Origin of the sequence: Micromonospora yasonensis (genome assembly GCF_026013475.1) — a bacterium.
In the GTDB taxonomy this organism is placed as follows: domain Bacteria; phylum Actinomycetota; class Actinomycetes; order Mycobacteriales; family Micromonosporaceae; genus Micromonospora; species Micromonospora yasonensis.
In genome coordinates this window covers 1-14,885 of the sequence record NZ_JAPDPH010000173.1, presented here as the reverse complement: position 1 = coordinate 14,885, position 14,885 = coordinate 1, and the positions used below count along the sequence as shown (strand labels likewise).

12 protein-coding genes and 2 pseudogenes are annotated in these 14,885 nt (G+C 73.7%); 12 read left to right on the top strand and 2 right to left on the bottom strand.

Translation table 11 applies throughout. The annotated features are described in order from the left end of the window. The 11 genes and pseudogenes from ONA70_RS26905 to ONA70_RS26855 form a co-directional block, all read left to right on the top strand. Nucleotides 1-1,244: DHA2 family efflux MFS transporter permease subunit (locus tag ONA70_RS26905; RefSeq protein ID WP_265009280.1), on the top strand; the 1,244-nt coding region annotated here is incomplete at its 5' end. A 150-nt stretch (nucleotides 1,245-1,394) separates the two neighbouring features. Next, entirely contained in the window at nucleotides 1,395-1,577 is a 183-nt protein-coding gene (locus ONA70_RS26900) for a hypothetical protein (RefSeq protein WP_265009279.1), read from the top strand. Nucleotides 1,578-1,790: 213 nt separating this feature from the next. Beyond that, entirely contained in the window at nucleotides 1,791-3,560 is a 1,770-nt protein-coding gene (locus ONA70_RS26895; protein ID WP_265009278.1) for a thiamine pyrophosphate-dependent enzyme, read from the top strand. Continuing rightward, complete coding sequence (locus ONA70_RS26890; RefSeq protein WP_265009277.1) at nucleotides 3,557-6,661, top strand: FAD-binding and (Fe-S)-binding domain-containing protein; 3,105 nt, start codon at nucleotides 3,557-3,559, stop codon at nucleotides 6,659-6,661. Before ONA70_RS26895 ends, ONA70_RS26890 begins: the two co-directional genes overlap by 4 nt. 4 nt (nucleotides 6,662-6,665) lie before the next feature. Beyond that, nucleotides 6,666-7,745, top strand: a complete 1,080-nt coding sequence (locus ONA70_RS26885) for an enolase C-terminal domain-like protein (protein ID WP_265009276.1) — start codon at nucleotides 6,666-6,668, stop codon at nucleotides 7,743-7,745. A gap of 27 nt (nucleotides 7,746-7,772) precedes the next feature. Next, nucleotides 7,773-8,207, top strand: coding sequence for a PPC domain-containing DNA-binding protein (locus tag ONA70_RS26880; RefSeq protein WP_265009275.1), 435 nt, complete (start codon nucleotides 7,773-7,775; stop codon nucleotides 8,205-8,207). 293 nt (nucleotides 8,208-8,500) lie between these two features. Next, nucleotides 8,501-9,517, top strand: a complete 1,017-nt coding sequence (locus ONA70_RS26875) for an SDR family oxidoreductase (RefSeq protein ID WP_265009274.1) — start codon at nucleotides 8,501-8,503, stop codon at nucleotides 9,515-9,517. Nucleotides 9,518-9,548: 31 nt separating this feature from the next. Continuing rightward, complete coding sequence (locus ONA70_RS26870) at nucleotides 9,549-10,034, top strand: molybdenum cofactor biosysynthesis protein (RefSeq protein WP_265009273.1); 486 nt, start codon at nucleotides 9,549-9,551, stop codon at nucleotides 10,032-10,034. Between the two features lie 10 nt (nucleotides 10,035-10,044). After that, nucleotides 10,045-11,127 carry a PIN domain-containing protein gene (locus ONA70_RS26865; protein WP_265009272.1) on the top strand — a complete coding sequence of 361 codons (1,083 nt, stop codon included), beginning with the start codon at nucleotides 10,045-10,047 and terminating at the stop codon, nucleotides 11,125-11,127. Between the two features lie 109 nt (nucleotides 11,128-11,236). After that, nucleotides 11,237-11,569 (top strand): annotated as a pseudogene (locus ONA70_RS26860) (DedA family protein); the annotation flags it as partial. A 328-nt stretch (nucleotides 11,570-11,897) separates the two neighbouring features. Further along, nucleotides 11,898-12,473, top strand: coding sequence for a sigma-70 family RNA polymerase sigma factor (locus ONA70_RS26855; protein ID WP_265009270.1), 576 nt, complete (start codon nucleotides 11,898-11,900; stop codon nucleotides 12,471-12,473). A gap of 33 nt (nucleotides 12,474-12,506) precedes the next feature. On the opposite strand, the gene ONA70_RS26850 is transcribed toward ONA70_RS26855, so the two are convergent. Then, a complete protein-coding gene (locus tag ONA70_RS26850; RefSeq protein WP_265009281.1) occupies nucleotides 12,507-13,244 on the bottom strand; it encodes a zf-HC2 domain-containing protein in 738 nt (245 codons plus the stop codon). 215 nt (nucleotides 13,245-13,459) lie between these two features. Here ONA70_RS26850 and ONA70_RS26845 point away from each other — a divergent pair, with 215 nt between their 5' ends. Further along, a complete protein-coding gene (locus tag ONA70_RS26845; RefSeq protein ID WP_265009269.1) occupies nucleotides 13,460-14,596 on the top strand; it encodes a CaiB/BaiF CoA transferase family protein in 1,137 nt (378 codons plus the stop codon). A 67-nt stretch (nucleotides 14,597-14,663) separates the two neighbouring features. Here the strand turns inward: ONA70_RS26845 and ONA70_RS26840 are convergent. Then, nucleotides 14,664-14,885, bottom strand: a pseudogene (locus ONA70_RS26840) (alkaline phosphatase family protein); the annotation flags it as partial.

Here is a 14,885-nt window from a genome sequence, read left to right as displayed (position 1 = left end):
TCCAGGGCCTGGGCGGCGGCATGCTCATGCCGCTCGGTATGACGATCATGACCCGGGCGGCCGGCCCGCACCGGATCGGCCGGCTGATGGCCGTCCTCGGCATCCCGATGCTGCTCGGCCCGATCGGCGGCCCGATCCTCGGCGGCTGGCTGATCGACACCGCGAGCTGGCACTGGATCTTCCTGATCAACCTGCCGATCGGCGTCATCGCGCTGGCCTACGCCGCGCTGGCGCTGCCGAAGGACAACCCCCAGCCGTCCGAGTCGTTCGACTTCCTCGGCATGGTGATGCTCTCGCCGGGGCTGGCCCTGTTCCTCTACGGCGTCTCTTCGCTGCCCGAGGCGGGCACCGTCGCCGACCCCCAGGTCTGGGCGCCCATGCTGATCGGCGCCGCGCTCCTGGTCGGGTTCGTGCTCTACTCGTTCAAGCCGAAGCACCCGCTGCTCGACCTGCGGCTGCTCCGCAACCGCAACCTGACCATCGCCTCGGTGAGCCTGTTCGTCTTCATCATCGCGTTCATGGGCGCCGGCCTGCTCTTCCCGAGCTACTTCCTGCAGATCCGCGGCGAGTCGACGCTCACCGCCGGCCTGCTCATGGCGCCGCAGGGCATCGGCGCCATGCTCACCATGCCGGTCGCCGGGATGCTGGCCGACCGGGTGCCGGTCGGCCGGACCGTGCCGTTCGCGCTGGTGCTCATCGCCGCCGGCTTCTTCGCCTTCACCCAGATCGATCCGCACACCTCGTACTGGCTGCTCTGCGGGGCGCTGTTCGTGATGGGTCTGGGCATGGGCGCCACCATGATGCCGATCATGACCTCGGCGTTGAAGACGCTGCACGCCGCAGAGGTGGCTCGTGGCTCCACGCTGGTCAATATCCTCCAGCAGATCGGAGGCTCGATCGGTGCCGCGTTGATGTCGGTGATCCTCACCAACGAGCTGAACGGCTCGCAGCCCATCCCCGGGGCCACCGACCCGGCGACCGGCAAGGCGGTCACCGAGAGTTGGCTGGCCATCGTCGCCCAGCAGCACCCGGAGCTGGCCCAGCGGTTCCCGGTGCCGCCGGCGCTGATCGAGCGCGGCCTCGACTTCGCGGCCAGCTCCTTCGCCACCACCTTCTGGGTCGGGTTCGCGCTGGTGCTGCTCACCTTCATCCCGGTGGCGTTCCTGCCCCGCCGGCGTGAACCGTCGCACCTGCTCGACGGCGAGTCGGGGGAGCAGTTGCCGACACCGGTCGCCATCCACTGACGAGCCGACCATCGAGCCGGCCGGGGCCACGCCCCGGCCGGCTCGACTGTTCTCGGGCACCCCGCGGCCCGTCGCGGTCGGTCCGCCGGTTTGCCGTCGGCCGTGACGGGTACCGGCGCGGGGTCGGGCGGACCGGGAAGGCGGCGGGCGATGAACACAGATCGATGGAGTGACGTGGTGGCCGGTGCGGCCGGCAGCGTCGCCGGAGCGGTGGTCGACCCCCGCCGCGGGCTCGGCCGGCTGCGCGCCTCGGTCAACCCCCGTACCCTCGTCACGCTCGCCGCCGGCCTGGCCGTCGGCTTCCTCCTGGCCCGCTCCCGTCGCCGGGGCTGACCTCCGGGGAACCGGAGTGGAGGTTTGTCGGCAAACGACGCGGGTAGCTGCCGGGATATCGGGCACGCGGAAGGGCACCCGTTCACCGCCCGCTCCTGCCGCCGGCCCGCGCGCGCCTGCCCTACGGCGGCCGACGCGCCCGCCTCCGTCGACGTACGACGGCCGGCACCAGCGGGGTCGAGAACGCGGAAACTCCAGATCAGGAGGCGTGACGTGCAGGAGATCGTGGGCGAGAGGCTGGCCCGTCGGTTGGTGGAATGGGGCGTGGACACCGTCTTCGGCCTGCCCGGCGACGGCATCAACGGCCTGATGGAGGGCTTCCGCCGGCAGCGCGAGAAACTGAACTTCGTCCTGGTGCACCACGAGGAGGCGGCCGCCTTCATGGCGACCGGTTATGCCAAGGCCACCGGGCGGCTGGGGGTCTGCGTCGCCACCTCCGGGCCGGGCGCGATCCACCTGCTCAACGGCCTGTACGACGCCAAGCTCGATCACGTGCCGGTGCTGGCGATCACCGGCATGCAGGAGACCTCGGTGCTCGGGTCGCACTACCAGCAGGAGGTGCACGCCGCCCTGCTCTACCAGGATGTGGCGGAGGCCTACAACCTGATGGTCACCAACCCGCAGCAGCTGCCGGGGGTGGTGGACATCGCGATCCGGCACGCGCTGGCCCGGCGCAGCGTCGCGCACCTGAGCTTCCCCAACGACGTGCAGGTCGCCGCGGCGGGCGAGGACCCGTACCGGCACGTCAGCCCCGGCGAGCCGCCGATGAGCAGCCCGGTGGTGTCGCAGCCGGCGGTGCCCGCGGAGCAGGCCGACCTGGCCCGCGCGGCGGAGGTGCTCAACGCGGGCAGCAAGGTCGCCATGCTGGTCGGTGTCGGCGCGCGCCGCGCGCGGGACGAGGTGCTGGCGGTGGCCGAGGCCCTGGGCAGCCCGATCGTCAAGACGCTCTCCGGCAAGATGGTCGTTCCCGACGACCACCCACTCACCACCGGCGGCCTCGGCCTGCTCGGCACCAAGCCGAGTGAGGAGCTGATGGAGGAGTGCGACACCCTGCTGATGGTGGGCACGTCCTTCCCGTACGGGAAGTATCTGCCCGCCGCCGGGCAGGCCCGGGTGGTGCAGATCGACATCGACGCCAGCCTGATCGGCCTGCGGTTGCCGGTGGACGCCGCGGTCACCGCCGACGCCACCGTGGCGTTGCGGCAGCTGCTGCCGATGCTCCGGCCCCGTGACGACCGGTCCTTCCTGACCCGGTACCAGCGCGAACGGGACACCTGGCGGGCCGAGATGACCGCCCTGCAGGACCCGTCGCGTGAGCCGATCGCCCCGCAGTACCTGATCGGCTGCGTCGACGCGGCGGCCACCTCGGACGCGATCCTGACCTGTGATTCCGGCACCATCGCGACCTGGGCGGCGCGGCACTGGACCATCCGTGGGGGCCGGGAGTTCTACCTGTCCGGCAACCTGGCGACGATGGCGCCGGGCCTGCCGTACGCGATCGCCATGCAGCACGCGTACCCGGGGCGCCAGGTGATCGCGTTCGTCGGGGACGGCGGCTTCGCGATGCTGATGGCCGAGTTCCTCACCGCCGTGCGGCACGAGCTGCCGATCAAGGTGGTGATCAACAACAACAACGCGTACGGGCAGATCCTCTGGGAGCAGATCATCCTCGGCTACCCCGAGTACGAGGTGCGCCACCGGCGGCCGGAGGCGGACTTCGCGGCCTGGGCGCGGGCCTGCGGCGGATACGGCGTCAAGGTCAGCGACCCGAAGGCGCTGCCCGGCGCGATCCGTGAGGCCCTCGCGCACCCGGGGCCGGCGCTGGTGGACTGCGACGTCAACCCGAACGAGCCGCCGATGCCCGGCAAGGTCCGCTACGAGCAGGCGAAACACTTCACCGAGGCGTTCCTGCGCGGCCAGCCGCACAAGATGGCCACCCTCGCCACCGTGGCCCGTGACAAGATCAACGAGCTGCGCTCATGACCCGGATCGCCGCACCTCCGGTCGCGCTGCCCGACCCGGTGACCCGGGCACCCGCGCCCGCCACCGACGTGGACCTCGACGCCCTGGCCGCGCGGTTGCGCCCGGTGGTCGACGGCGAGGTCCGCTTCGACGCCGGCTCCCGCGGCGCGTACTCCACCGACGGCTCCAACTACCGCCAGGTCCCGCTCGGCGTGGTCGTGCCGCGTACCGTCGAGGCCGCCGTCGAGGCGATCGCGGTGTGCCGCCGGATGGGTGTTCCCGTGCTCTCCCGGGGCGGCGGCACGAGCCTGGCCGGCGAGTGCACGAACACCGCCGTCGTGATCGACTGGTCGAAGTACTGCAACCAACTGCTCGAGGTGGACGCCGAGGCGAAGACCTGCCTGGTGGAGCCGGGCATCGTGCTCGACACGCTCAACGAGTTGCTGGCCCCGTACCGGCTGGAGTTCGGCCCCAAGCCGTCGACCCACGACCACTGCACGATCGGCGGGATGATCGGCAACAACTCCTGCGGGTCGACGGCCCAGCGCACCGGCAAGACGGTCGACAACCTCGTCGAGATGGAGGTGCTGCTCTACGACGGCACCCGGATGTGGGTCGGCGAGACCAGCGACGAGGCGTACGCCGAGATCCAGCGCCGGGGCGGTCGACCGGCCGAGATCTACCGCCAGTTGCGGGCACTGCGGGACGAGTACCTGAGCGACATCCGCACCCGCTACCCGGACATCCCCCGGCGGGTGTCCGGCTACAACCTGGACAGCCTGCTGCCGGAGAAGCGCTTCCACGTGGCGCAGGCGTTGGTCGGTTCGGAGAGCACCCTGGTCACCGTGCTGCGGGCCCGGCTGAAGCTGGTCCCGGTGGTGCCGGCCAAGGCGATGGTCTTCCTCGGCTATCCGGACATCGCCGCTGCGGCCGACGACGTGAAACACATCCTGCCGCACCACCCGGTCGCGCTGGAGGGGCTCGACGACAAGCTGATCAACTTCGAGAAGCGCAAGCACCTGCACGCCGCCGCCGTGCACCTGCTGCCGCAGGGCGGCGGCTGGCTGATGGTCCAGATGGGCGGTGACACGCTCGAGGAGGCGGAGACGGCCGTCGCCCGGATGCTGCACGCGTTGCGGCGCGACGGCGGACCGACCGTGCACCGCTTCGACGACGAGGCCCACGAGAAGCAGATGTGGGAGGTCCGCGAGTCCGGCCTCGGCGCGACCGCCCGGGTCCCCGGCGAGGCGGACACCTGGGAGGGCTGGGAGGATTCGGCCGTGCCGCCGGAGCGGCTCGGCGACTACCTGCGTGATCTCGACGCGCTCTACCGGGAGTACGGCTTCGAGCAGGCGTCGCTGTACGGGCACTTCGGGCAGGGGTGCGTGCACACCCGGATCCCGTTCAAGCTGACCACCGCCGACGGCGTACGGCAGTTCCGCTCGTTCATCGAGCGCGCCGCGGACCTGGTGGTGTCGTACGGCGGCTCCTTCTCCGGCGAGCACGGCGACGGCCAGTCCCGGGGCGAGCTGCTGCCGAAGATGTTCGGCGACCGGTTGATCCGCGCGTTCGGGCAGTTCAAGGCGATCTTCGACCCGGACGACCGGATGAACCCCGGCAAGGTGGTCGCCCCCTACCCGCTGGACAGCCACCTGCGGCTCGGCGTCGACTTCAACCACGGCGAGGTGGCGAGCGTGTTCCGCTACCCCGACGACTCCGGCAGCTTCAGTCGGGCGGTGCTGCGCTGCGTGGGGGTCGGCGAGTGCCGGCGGGAACACGGCGGGGTGATGTGCCCGTCCTACATGGTCACCCGGGAGGAGGAGCATTCCACCCGGGGCCGCTCCCGGCTGCTGTTCGAGATGCTCGACGGTACGGCGCGCGGCGGCACCATCGCCGACGGTTGGCGCTCCACCGCCGTCCGTGACGCCCTCGATCTGTGCCTGGCGTGCAAGGGCTGCAAGGCGGACTGCCCGGTCAACGTCGACATGGCCACCTACAAGGCCGAGTTCCTGTCCCACCACTACCGGGGACGGCTCCGGCCGCGGTCGCACTACTCGATGGGCTGGTTGCCGGTGGCGGCCGCGGCGGCCGGGTACGCGCCCCGGCTGGTGAACGCGCTGGCGCACGCCCCGGCCCTGGGCCGGCTCGCCAAGGCCGCCGGCGGGATCGACCAGCGCCGGGACATCCCGGTTTTCGCCCCGCAGTCCTTCCAGCGCTGGTTCGCCGGCCGGACACCCGGCGGGGACGGGTCGCGGGGCGAGGTGGTGCTCTGGCCGGACACCTTCACCAACCACTTCCATCCGGGCATCGCCCGCGCCGCGGTCGAGGTGCTGGAGGCGGCCGGCTGGCGGGTCCGCGTCCCCGACCGACCGGTCTGCTGCGGGCTGACCTGGATCTCCACCGGGCAGCTCGGCGTCGCCAAGCGGGTCATCCGGCGGACCGTCGACGTGCTGCGCCCGCACCTGCGGGCCGGCACCCGGGTGGTCGGGTTGGAACCGAGCTGCACCGCGGTGTTCCGCAGCGACGCCCACGAGCTGTTCCCCGCCGACCACGACGTCGCCAAGCTGCGCGCGCAGACCGTCACCCTGGCCGAGCTGCTGCGCGACCACACCCCGGGCTGGCGACCGCCGTCCGTGCCGGCGCACGCCCTGATCCAGACCCACTGCCACCACCACGCCATCCTCGGCACCACCGCCGACCAGGCGGTGCTCGCCGACGCCGGGGTCGAGGCCGAGTTCCTCGACTCCGGGTGCTGCGGCCTGGCCGGCAACTTCGGCTTCGAGCAGGGGCACTACGAGGTCTCCGAGGCCTGCGCCGAACGCGTCCTGCTGCCCGCCGTCCGCGCGGCCGACGACCGGGACGTCATCCTGGCCGACGGGTTCAGCTGCCGTACCCAGGTGGAGCAGAGCGCGGCGGACGGCCGCACCGCGATCCACCTGGCCGAGCTGCTCCGCGCCGGCCTGCACGGCGCCGGCGTGCCGCCGCGACCGGAGCAGGCCTGGGCCGAGCGGCCCGCGCCGCCGTCGCGGGCGGCCCGGTGGGCCGCCGCCGGGCTGGTCGGGTTGGCCGCGCTCGCCCCGGCGGCCGCCGTCGCCACCCGGCTCGGCCGGCGGACCCGGTGACGGCGTGCGGTTGACCGCGGCGGCATACCGGGTGCCCACCGACGCCCCCGAGGGCGACGGCACCCTCGCCTGGGACGGCACCACCATGGTGCTGGTCCGGGCGGAGGCCGACGGGTACACCGGCATCGGGTGGACCTACGGCCCGGCGGCCGTCGCGCCGCTGGTGAGCGACCTGCTCGCCCCTGAGGTGACGGGCCTGGACCCGGACGACGTGCCGGCCGCCTGGTCGGCCATGCAGCGGCGGCTGCGCAACGCCGGGCGGCCGGGGGTGGCCGGGCTGGCGCTGTCCGCCGCCGACTGCGCGGTCTGGGACCTCAAGGCCCGCCGGCACGGCCTGCCACTGGCCCGGCTGCTCGGCCTCGCCCGCCGGCAGGTTCCGGTGTACGGCAGCGGCGGCTTCACCACTTACGACGCCGAGCGCCAGCACCGCCAGCTCTCCCACTGGGTGCACGAACAGGGCATTCCCCGGGTGAAGATCAAGATCGGCGAGTCCTGGGGGACGGAGGCGCCCCGCGACCTGGCCCGGATGGCCGCCGCCCGGCGCACCATCGGCGACGACGCCGAGCTGTACGTCGACGCCAACGGCGGCTACCAGCGCAAGCAGGCCGTCCGGGTGATGCGGGCCGCCGCCGACCTCGACGTGCGCTGGTACGAGGAACCGGTCAGCTCCGACGACCTGGCCGGGCTCGGCCTGGTCCGCGACCAGGTGCTGCCCGACGTGGCGGCCGGCGAGTACGGCTTCGACCTGGTCTACTTCCATCGGATGGCCCCGTACGTCGACTGCCTCCAGATCGACGTCACCCGGTGCGGCGGCATCACCGAGTTCCTGCGCGCGGCGGCCGTGGCCGCCGCCGCCGGGCTGGAGGTCTCCGCCCACTGCGCACCCCACCAGCACCTCGCGGTCGCCGCCGCCACCCCGAACCTGCGGCACCTCGAGTGGTTCCACGACCACGTGCGGATCGAGTCGATGCTCTTCGACGGCGCGGCGCCGGCCACCGGCGGTGCCGTGCCCGTGCCGCTCGACCGGCCCGGCAACGGGCTGGCGCTGCGGACCGCCGAGGCGCAGCGGTACCGGATCGGCTGAGTGGACGGCCGGGAGAGGAGGCCCACGATGCGGGCACGGGAGGTACGCCACCAGACCGGGCGGGTGCTGGTGGTGGTCTGCGACAAGGGGGAGGAGGCGGTCGCCGCAGTCGGTACGGCGCTGCGCGAGCAGGGGATCCGGGCCGCCCGGGTGACCGCCGTGGGCGGGTTCGCCGAGGCCGAGGTCGGCTGGTTCGACCGGGCAACCGGCGACTACCGGCGTATCCCGGTCACCGAGCAGGTCGAGGTGCTGTCCCTGCTCGGCGACGTCGCCGAGCACGACGGCGAACCCGCGCTGCACGTGCACGCGGTGCTGGGCCGCGCCGACGGCGGCACAGTCGGCGGACACCTGCTCCGCGGGCAGGTCTGGCCGACGCTGGAGGTGATCATCTCGGAGGTCGCCCCGGAGCTGGCCAAACGGGTCGACCCGGAAACCGGCCTGGCACTGATCTCGGGCTCCTGACCGGCGATCAGCCGGAACCAGCGGTGGGCCCCGACGACGTCGCCGGCCTCCCAGCTGACGTTCCCGTCCGGGCCCACCAGCGCGCCGCGCCGGCCGTCGGCCAGCAGCGCGTACTCCCGCAGCACGCTCGGCGGGTCCGCGCCCGCCGCCGCTCGCTCCGGCCGGGTCACGGCAGCATCTATCCGGCGCCGGCTGCCACACACCTGCCGCGACGATTTCGGCGGCGCCGGCCCGAGTAAGCCGGCCGGGACCGGGTAGCACGGGACGGGACGGACGACATCGGGAGGGCGGACGTGGGCAGGAACGGACGGCGGACCGCCCAGGTGGCGGTGATCACGGGTGCGAGCGCCGGGGTCGGGCGGGCCACGGCGCGGCTGCTCGCCCGCCGGGGCATCTCGATCGCGCTGCTGGCCCGCGGGCGGACCGGGCTCGACGCCGTCGCCGAGGAGGTGCGCGCGGCCGGCAGCCAGGCCCTGCCCGTCGAGGTGGACATGGCCGAGCTCGACCAGGTCGTGGCCGCCGGGCAGCGGGTCGAGGACCAACTCGGGCCGATCGACCTCTGGATCAACAACGCCTTCAGCTCGGTCTTCGCGCCCTTCCTGGAGACCGCACCGGAGGAGTTCCGCCGGGCCATGGAGGTCACCTACCTGGGCTATGTGCACGGCACCCGGGTGGCCCTGCAGCACATGACCGGGCGGGACCGGGGGACCATCGTCCAGATCGGCTCGGCGCTGGCCTACCGGGGCATCCCGCTGCAGGCCGCGTACTGCGGCGCCAAGCACGCGATCGTCGGGTTCACCGAGTCGGTGCGCTGCGAGCTGATGCACGATCACAGCAACATCAGGGTGACCATGGTCCACCTGCCCGCGGTCAACACCCCGCAATTCAGCTGGCTGCTGTCCCGGCTGCCCCGGCACGCCCAACCCGTGCCTCCGATCTACGAGCCGGAGGTCGTCGCCCGGGCCATCGTGGCGGCCGCCGATCGGCCCGGCCGTCGCGAGTACTGGGTCGGCGCCTCCACCGCGCTCACCATTCTCGGCAACCGGATCGCGCCCGGCCTGCTCGACCGGTACCTGGCCCGCACCGGCTACGACTCGCAGCAGACCGACCGACCCGCCGACCCGCACCAGCCGAACAACCTGTGGCAGCCGGCGGACGGACCGGGCGGCCGGGACTACGGCGCCCGCGGCGCCTTCACCGGTCGGTCGCACGAGCACAGCCTGCAGGCATGGCTGTCCCGGCACCGCCTGGTCACCGCCGCGGGCCTCACCGGGGCGGCCGTCGGGGCCCTGGCCTGGCGGCATCGCTGACCGGCCGGCCCGGCTGCCTGGACTCGAACCCGTGCCCCGGATCGTGCAACTGCTGGCCTCGCCGGCCCACCGTTTCGTGGGTCGCCCGGCGGACGGCCCGGCGCCCGCGCCGCCCGGCGAACTGGTCGAGGAGGTACGGATCAGAGCGGGCCTCGGCATCGTCGGTGACCGCTACTTCGGCCAGCCGGCGCACCGGGAGGCCAGCGTGACGGTGATCGCGCAGGAGTCCCTGCCGCCCGGGGCGGACCTCACCCAGGTCCGGCGTAACGTGCTCACCAGCGGCGTCGCGGTCGACGACCTGGTGGGCCGGGTGCTGGTCCTGGACTCCGGCGACGGGCCGGTGCGCCTGCGGGTGCACACCCGGGCCCACCCCTGCGGGTGGATGGACGTCACCGTCGGGCCGGGCGCCTGGAAGGCGCTGCGCGGCAGGGGCGGCGTCCGCTGTGAGCCGCTGACCGACGGTCTGCTGCGTGTCGGCCCGCTCGCCGTCACGGTCGAGCCGGGCCCGCCCGCGTAGGGTGGGCGGCGTGGATCAGGAAGACCGGATCGCGCTGTTCCTCGACTACGAGAACCTGGCGCTGGGCGTACGCGACCATCACGGCGGCAGGTCCTTCGACTTCCGCCCGATCGCCGACGCGCTCGCCGAGCGCGGCCGGGTGGTCGTGCGCCGCGCGTACGCGGACTGGTCGTACTTCGACGAGGACCGGCGGATGCTCACCCGCTCCCACGTCGAACTGATCGAGATTCCCCAACGGATGGGGGCCTCCCGGAAGAACGCGGCCGACATCAAGATGGCCGTGGACGCGGTGGAGCTGGCCTTCGAGCGGGACTACATCTCCACCTTCGTGATCTGCACCGGCGACAGCGACTTCACCCCGCTGGTGCACAAGCTCCGCGAGCTCAACAAGCGGGTCATCGGGGTCGGGGTGGAACGGTCCACCTCGGCGCTGCTGCCCCCGGCCTGTGACGAGTTCCTCTACTACGACCGCCTCGAAGGGGTCGAGGTGCCACCGCCGGCCGCGGGGCGGGGCCGGGCGGCCCGGCCGGCCGCGCCGGAGGCGCCACCCGAGGTGGAGGCGCAGCCCGAGGTCCGGCCCGTGCCGGAGGAGGAGACCGCGCGGGACGTGGACCGGCTCGCCGTCCTCGTGGCGCAGACGGTGGCCGGCCTGCAGGGCAGCTCCAGCGGCGAGGTGACCGCCTCCGGGCTGAAGCGCACGCTGCTGCGCAAGGACCCTACGTTCAGCGAGTCCGACTACGGCTTCCGCACCTTCGGAGAGCTGCTGCGGTATCTCGCCGAGCACAACGTGGTCGAGCTGGGGGAGGGACCGGCCAAGGGCGACCCCGAGGTGTCGCTGCCCGAGCGGGGCGACCGGGAGGCCGCCTTCGAGCTGCTCCGATCGGTGGTCGCGGACCTGGCCGGCGACGGTGGGGCGGCGGCGCTGTCCGGCCTGAAGAACCAGCTCCGCCGGGCCCGACCGGACTTCAGCGAGAAGAAGCTCGGCTACCGCAGCTTTCTGCAGTTCGTCAAGGCGGCCGCCACCAGCAGCGCGGTCGACCTGCGCTGGGACCCGGACGCCGACGACTACCTGCTCACCCCGCGGCGGTCCTGACCGTCGTCCGGCGTTTCGCACGGGCGCGGCGGGGTAGCGGTTCGGACAGGCCGTTGATCCGCACCGGCTACCGGACGCCCGCCGCACCCCCCGGAGGTCCCCCGTGTCCATGTCCCTGGCCCTGTCGGCCCGGGGTCCCGGCATCCTCGATCCGGAGTGGTTGATCTCCACGTTCGGCCTGGTCGGAATCCTCGCCATCGTCTTCGCCGAGTCCGGTCTGCTGATCGGCTTCCTCTTTCCCGGCGACTCGCTGCTGTTCACCGCCGGGCTGCTCGTCGCCGACGGCCACTACCTGCACCAGCCGCTCTGGCTGGTCTGCCTGCTGGTGGTGGTGGCCGCCGTGACCGGCGACCAGGTGGGGTACCTGTTCGGCAAGCGGGTCGGGCCGAGCCTGTTCCGCCGCCCCGACTCCCGCCTGTTCAAGCAGCAGTACGTGGTCGAACATCGAGTTCATCCTCGTCGGCATCGTGCTGATCTCGGTGCTGCCGATCGGCGTCCAACTGCTCCGGTCCCGCCGGTCGCAGCGCCGGACCGAACCGGCCGGGCCGCCGCGCCCGGCGCAGGCGGGCGACCGGCGAGCTGAGGTCCGGTCGGGCGCGACCGGATGGTGTGACGGGCCGGGAACTTTTCCGCCGCTCCCACCGACCAACACCGCAGGGCCGTTCCCGCACCTACGGCGGCCCGGGCCGGACGTGAGGTCGGAGGAGGACCGTGCGGATGAACCGAGCGACGCCCCGTTCCGTACCGTCGATCATGAGCGGCCGACGCGCGTGACGGCCGAGACCGACGACGACCAGGTGACCCGCTGGGCGCAGCGGGCCGGCCGGGGCGACCAGCAGGCGGCGGCGGCCTTCGTCCGGGCCCTGCAGGTCCCGGTGTGGCGGTTCCTCGCCCACCTGGCCGGGCCCGGGGAGGCCGACGACCTCACCCAGGAGACGTTCCTGCGCGCGCTGCGCAGCCTGCCCGGCTTCGTCGGCCGCTCCTCCGCCCGGACCTGGGTCTTCGCCATCGCCCGGCGGGTCGCCGTCGACCACGTCCGGGCCGCGACGGTCCGGCCCCGGGTGGCCGCGCTGCCCGACTGGCAGACCGCGGCCGAGGCGGCCGGCGCGATCGCCGCCGGCAGTGACGACGCGGTGGCCCTGCGTCGGCTCATCGCCGCCCTCGCGCCGGAGCGCCGGGAGGCGTTCGTCGCCACCCAGGTCGTGGGCCTGTCGTACGCGGAGGCCGCCGAGGTGTGCGGCTGCCCGGTCGGCACCATCCGCTCGCGGGTGGCCCGGGCCCGGGAGGACCTGGTCGCCGCCTGGCAGGGCGGCGCCCGGCCGGCCCGGGGCAGCCGGGTGGGCTGAGCCGGTCGCCGGGACCGGGTGCGAACCGCCGTCTCAGGCGGCCCGGCGATCGTGTGCCTGAGCGGAGTAGGGGAGCGGCGGCACCAGCCGCAGGGGGGCCGGCTCGGGCTGCTCCTCGAGGCGCAGTGACCAGCGGGAGCCGGACGAGCGGCCACGCTGCGGCGGCGTGCCGCCCGGCCGCCAGCGGGGCCGGGCGAGCACGACCATCACCACCCAGCCGAGCAGCAGGAACCCGTGGCTGACCAACCGCTGCACCGCCACCTGGCCGGTGATCAGGTCGTTCACCGACAGCAACAGCAGGGTGGCGACGAAGGCACTGAGCATCGGCAGCAGCCCGGCCGGGGTGGACCGGCGTACCGCGACGAACAGGAAGCCGGCGCCGACGGCCACGTTCCACGCGGCCGACTCGTGCCACAGGTGCTGGCCGGTGGTGTGCACGTGGCCGCCGACCGCGTCCTGGCCGACCTGGGCCAACCCGAGCACGAGCTGCACCGCGCCGAGCAGCCCGAGCAGGGTGCGTAGCCCGAGCGCCACCCGACCCCGCCGGGCGTCCCGGGCCGGCGGCGCGGCCGCGAGCACCACGTCGACGAGGTCCGGCAGTTCCGGCACCGCGTGCGTCCGCGCCCGCCGGGTCACCGCCACCGCCGCGTCGCGCCAGGCCCGGCAGCCGGCGCAGCCGGCCAGGTGCTGCTCGGCCGCCGCCGCCTCGGACCGGGTCGCCTCCCCGTCCAGCTGCGCCGACAGGACCTCCCGCCACTGCTCACACGCCATGTACGGGTAGTCGTCCCGGCCGCCCGCCGGGTTCCCGGCGGCACCCGGAAACCGTCGCGGACCGTCGCCGGCGACCTGCCGGGGGCCACCGGTGTGCCGCGTGACGAGCCCGCCGACCAGTCCGCCGCGTCGCCGCCGGCCGCGGACGGTGTGACATCGTGGTCCCTCCACCCGTGCCGGGTGTGCGTCGTGCCGACCGGGAGGGCTGCGTCCGTATGGCAGAGGGCAACTCGGGTCCGTTGAGCGGGCTGCTCGTCGCCGACTTCTCCCGGATCCTCGCCGGGCCGTACGCCACCATGCTCCTGGCCGACCTCGGTGCCGAGGTGGTCAAGGTGGAGGGCCCGGGCGGCGACGACACCCGCACCTGGGCGCCGCCGGTCCGCGACGGCGTGGCGACGTACTACCTGGGCGTCAACCGGAACAAGCGCTCGGTGGTGCTCGACCTCACCGACCCCGGCGACCGGCTGCTCGCCCGGCGGCTCGCCGGGCGCGCCGACGTGATGATCCAGAACTTCCGGCCGGGAGCGCTGCGCCGGTTCGGCCTCGACCATGCCGCCGTCGCGGCCGCGAACCCCCGGATCGTGTACGCCTCGATCAGCGGCTTCGGCGCCGCGGCCGGCGCCGACCTGCCCGGGTACGACCTCATGGTGCAGGCGGCGTCCGGGCTGATGAGCCTGACCGGCGAGGCGGACGGCCCGCCGTACAAGGCCGGAGTGGCGGTGTTCGACGTGATCGCCGGCCTGCACGCGGCGGTCGGGATCCTCGCCGCCCTGCGCCACCGCGAGCACACCGGCGTCGGCCAGCACGTCGAGGTCGACCTGCTCTCCTCGGCGCTGTCCGGGCTGGTCAACCACGCCAGCGCGTACGTCGCCGGCGGGGTGACGCCGGCCCGGATGGGCAACGCCCACCCGAGCATCTTCCCGTACGAGCCGCTGCCCACCGCCGACGGCGAACTGGTGGTGATCGCCGGCAACGATCGTCAGTTCCGTACCCTCTGCCAGGTCCTCGGCGTCCCGGAGCTGGCCGACGACCCCCGCTTCCGGCGCAACCAGGACCGCACGGCCAACCGGGACGCGCTGCGCCCGCTGCTGGTCGGGCGGCTGCGGCGGCGCGGCGGCGACGAGTGGTTCCGCGACCTGCGCGCGGCCGGGGTGCCCTGCAGCCCGATCAACACCCTCGACCGGGGCGTCGCCCTGGCCCGGGAGTTGGGCCTCGCCCCGGTGGTCGAGGTCGACGGGGTGCCCGGGGTGCGGCACCCGGTCGGCTTCTCGGCCACCCCGCCGCGGTACCACCTGCCGCCGCCCGAGCTGGACGCGCACGGCGCGGAGATCCGTGCCTGGCTGGCGGAGTGAGCGGGTACGCGCATCGACTGGGCCTGGTACGGGCCGGGACATGGCGTCGCCCGCCGCGCCTGCGGGCTCAGCGCCAGATGCCGCTGATCGGCCGGACCGCGCAGGAGTTGCCGGTGCAGCCGACGCCGGTGAGCGCCTGCAGGGTGCGCAGGACGGTGTAGTGGGTGATCCGTTCGTCGTGGTCGCCGGTGGCGACGTGCGCCCCGAAGAAGATGGTCGGGATGTGGTTGTCGGCGCGGTCGTCGTCCTCGTCGAAGGTGACCACGAGCAGGCTGTTATGGGTCTTCGC

Excerpts from the sequence above, each read along its gene's own strand:
- ONA70_RS26900 (WP_265009279.1), top strand. The coding sequence starts at position 1,395 with ATGAACACAGATCGATGGAGTGACGTGGTGGCCGGTGCGGCCGGCAGC.
- ONA70_RS26890 (WP_265009277.1), top strand. The coding sequence starts at position 3,557 with ATGACCCGGATCGCCGCACCTCCGGTCGCGCTGCCCGACCCGGTGACC.
- ONA70_RS26880 (WP_265009275.1), top strand. The coding sequence starts at position 7,773 with ATGCGGGCACGGGAGGTACGCCACCAGACCGGGCGGGTGCTGGTGGTG.
- ONA70_RS26850 (WP_265009281.1), bottom strand. The coding sequence starts at position 13,244 with ATGGCGTGTGAGCAGTGGCGGGAGGTCCTGTCGGCGCAGCTGGACGGG.
- ONA70_RS26845 (WP_265009269.1), top strand. The coding sequence starts at position 13,460 with ATGGCAGAGGGCAACTCGGGTCCGTTGAGCGGGCTGCTCGTCGCCGAC.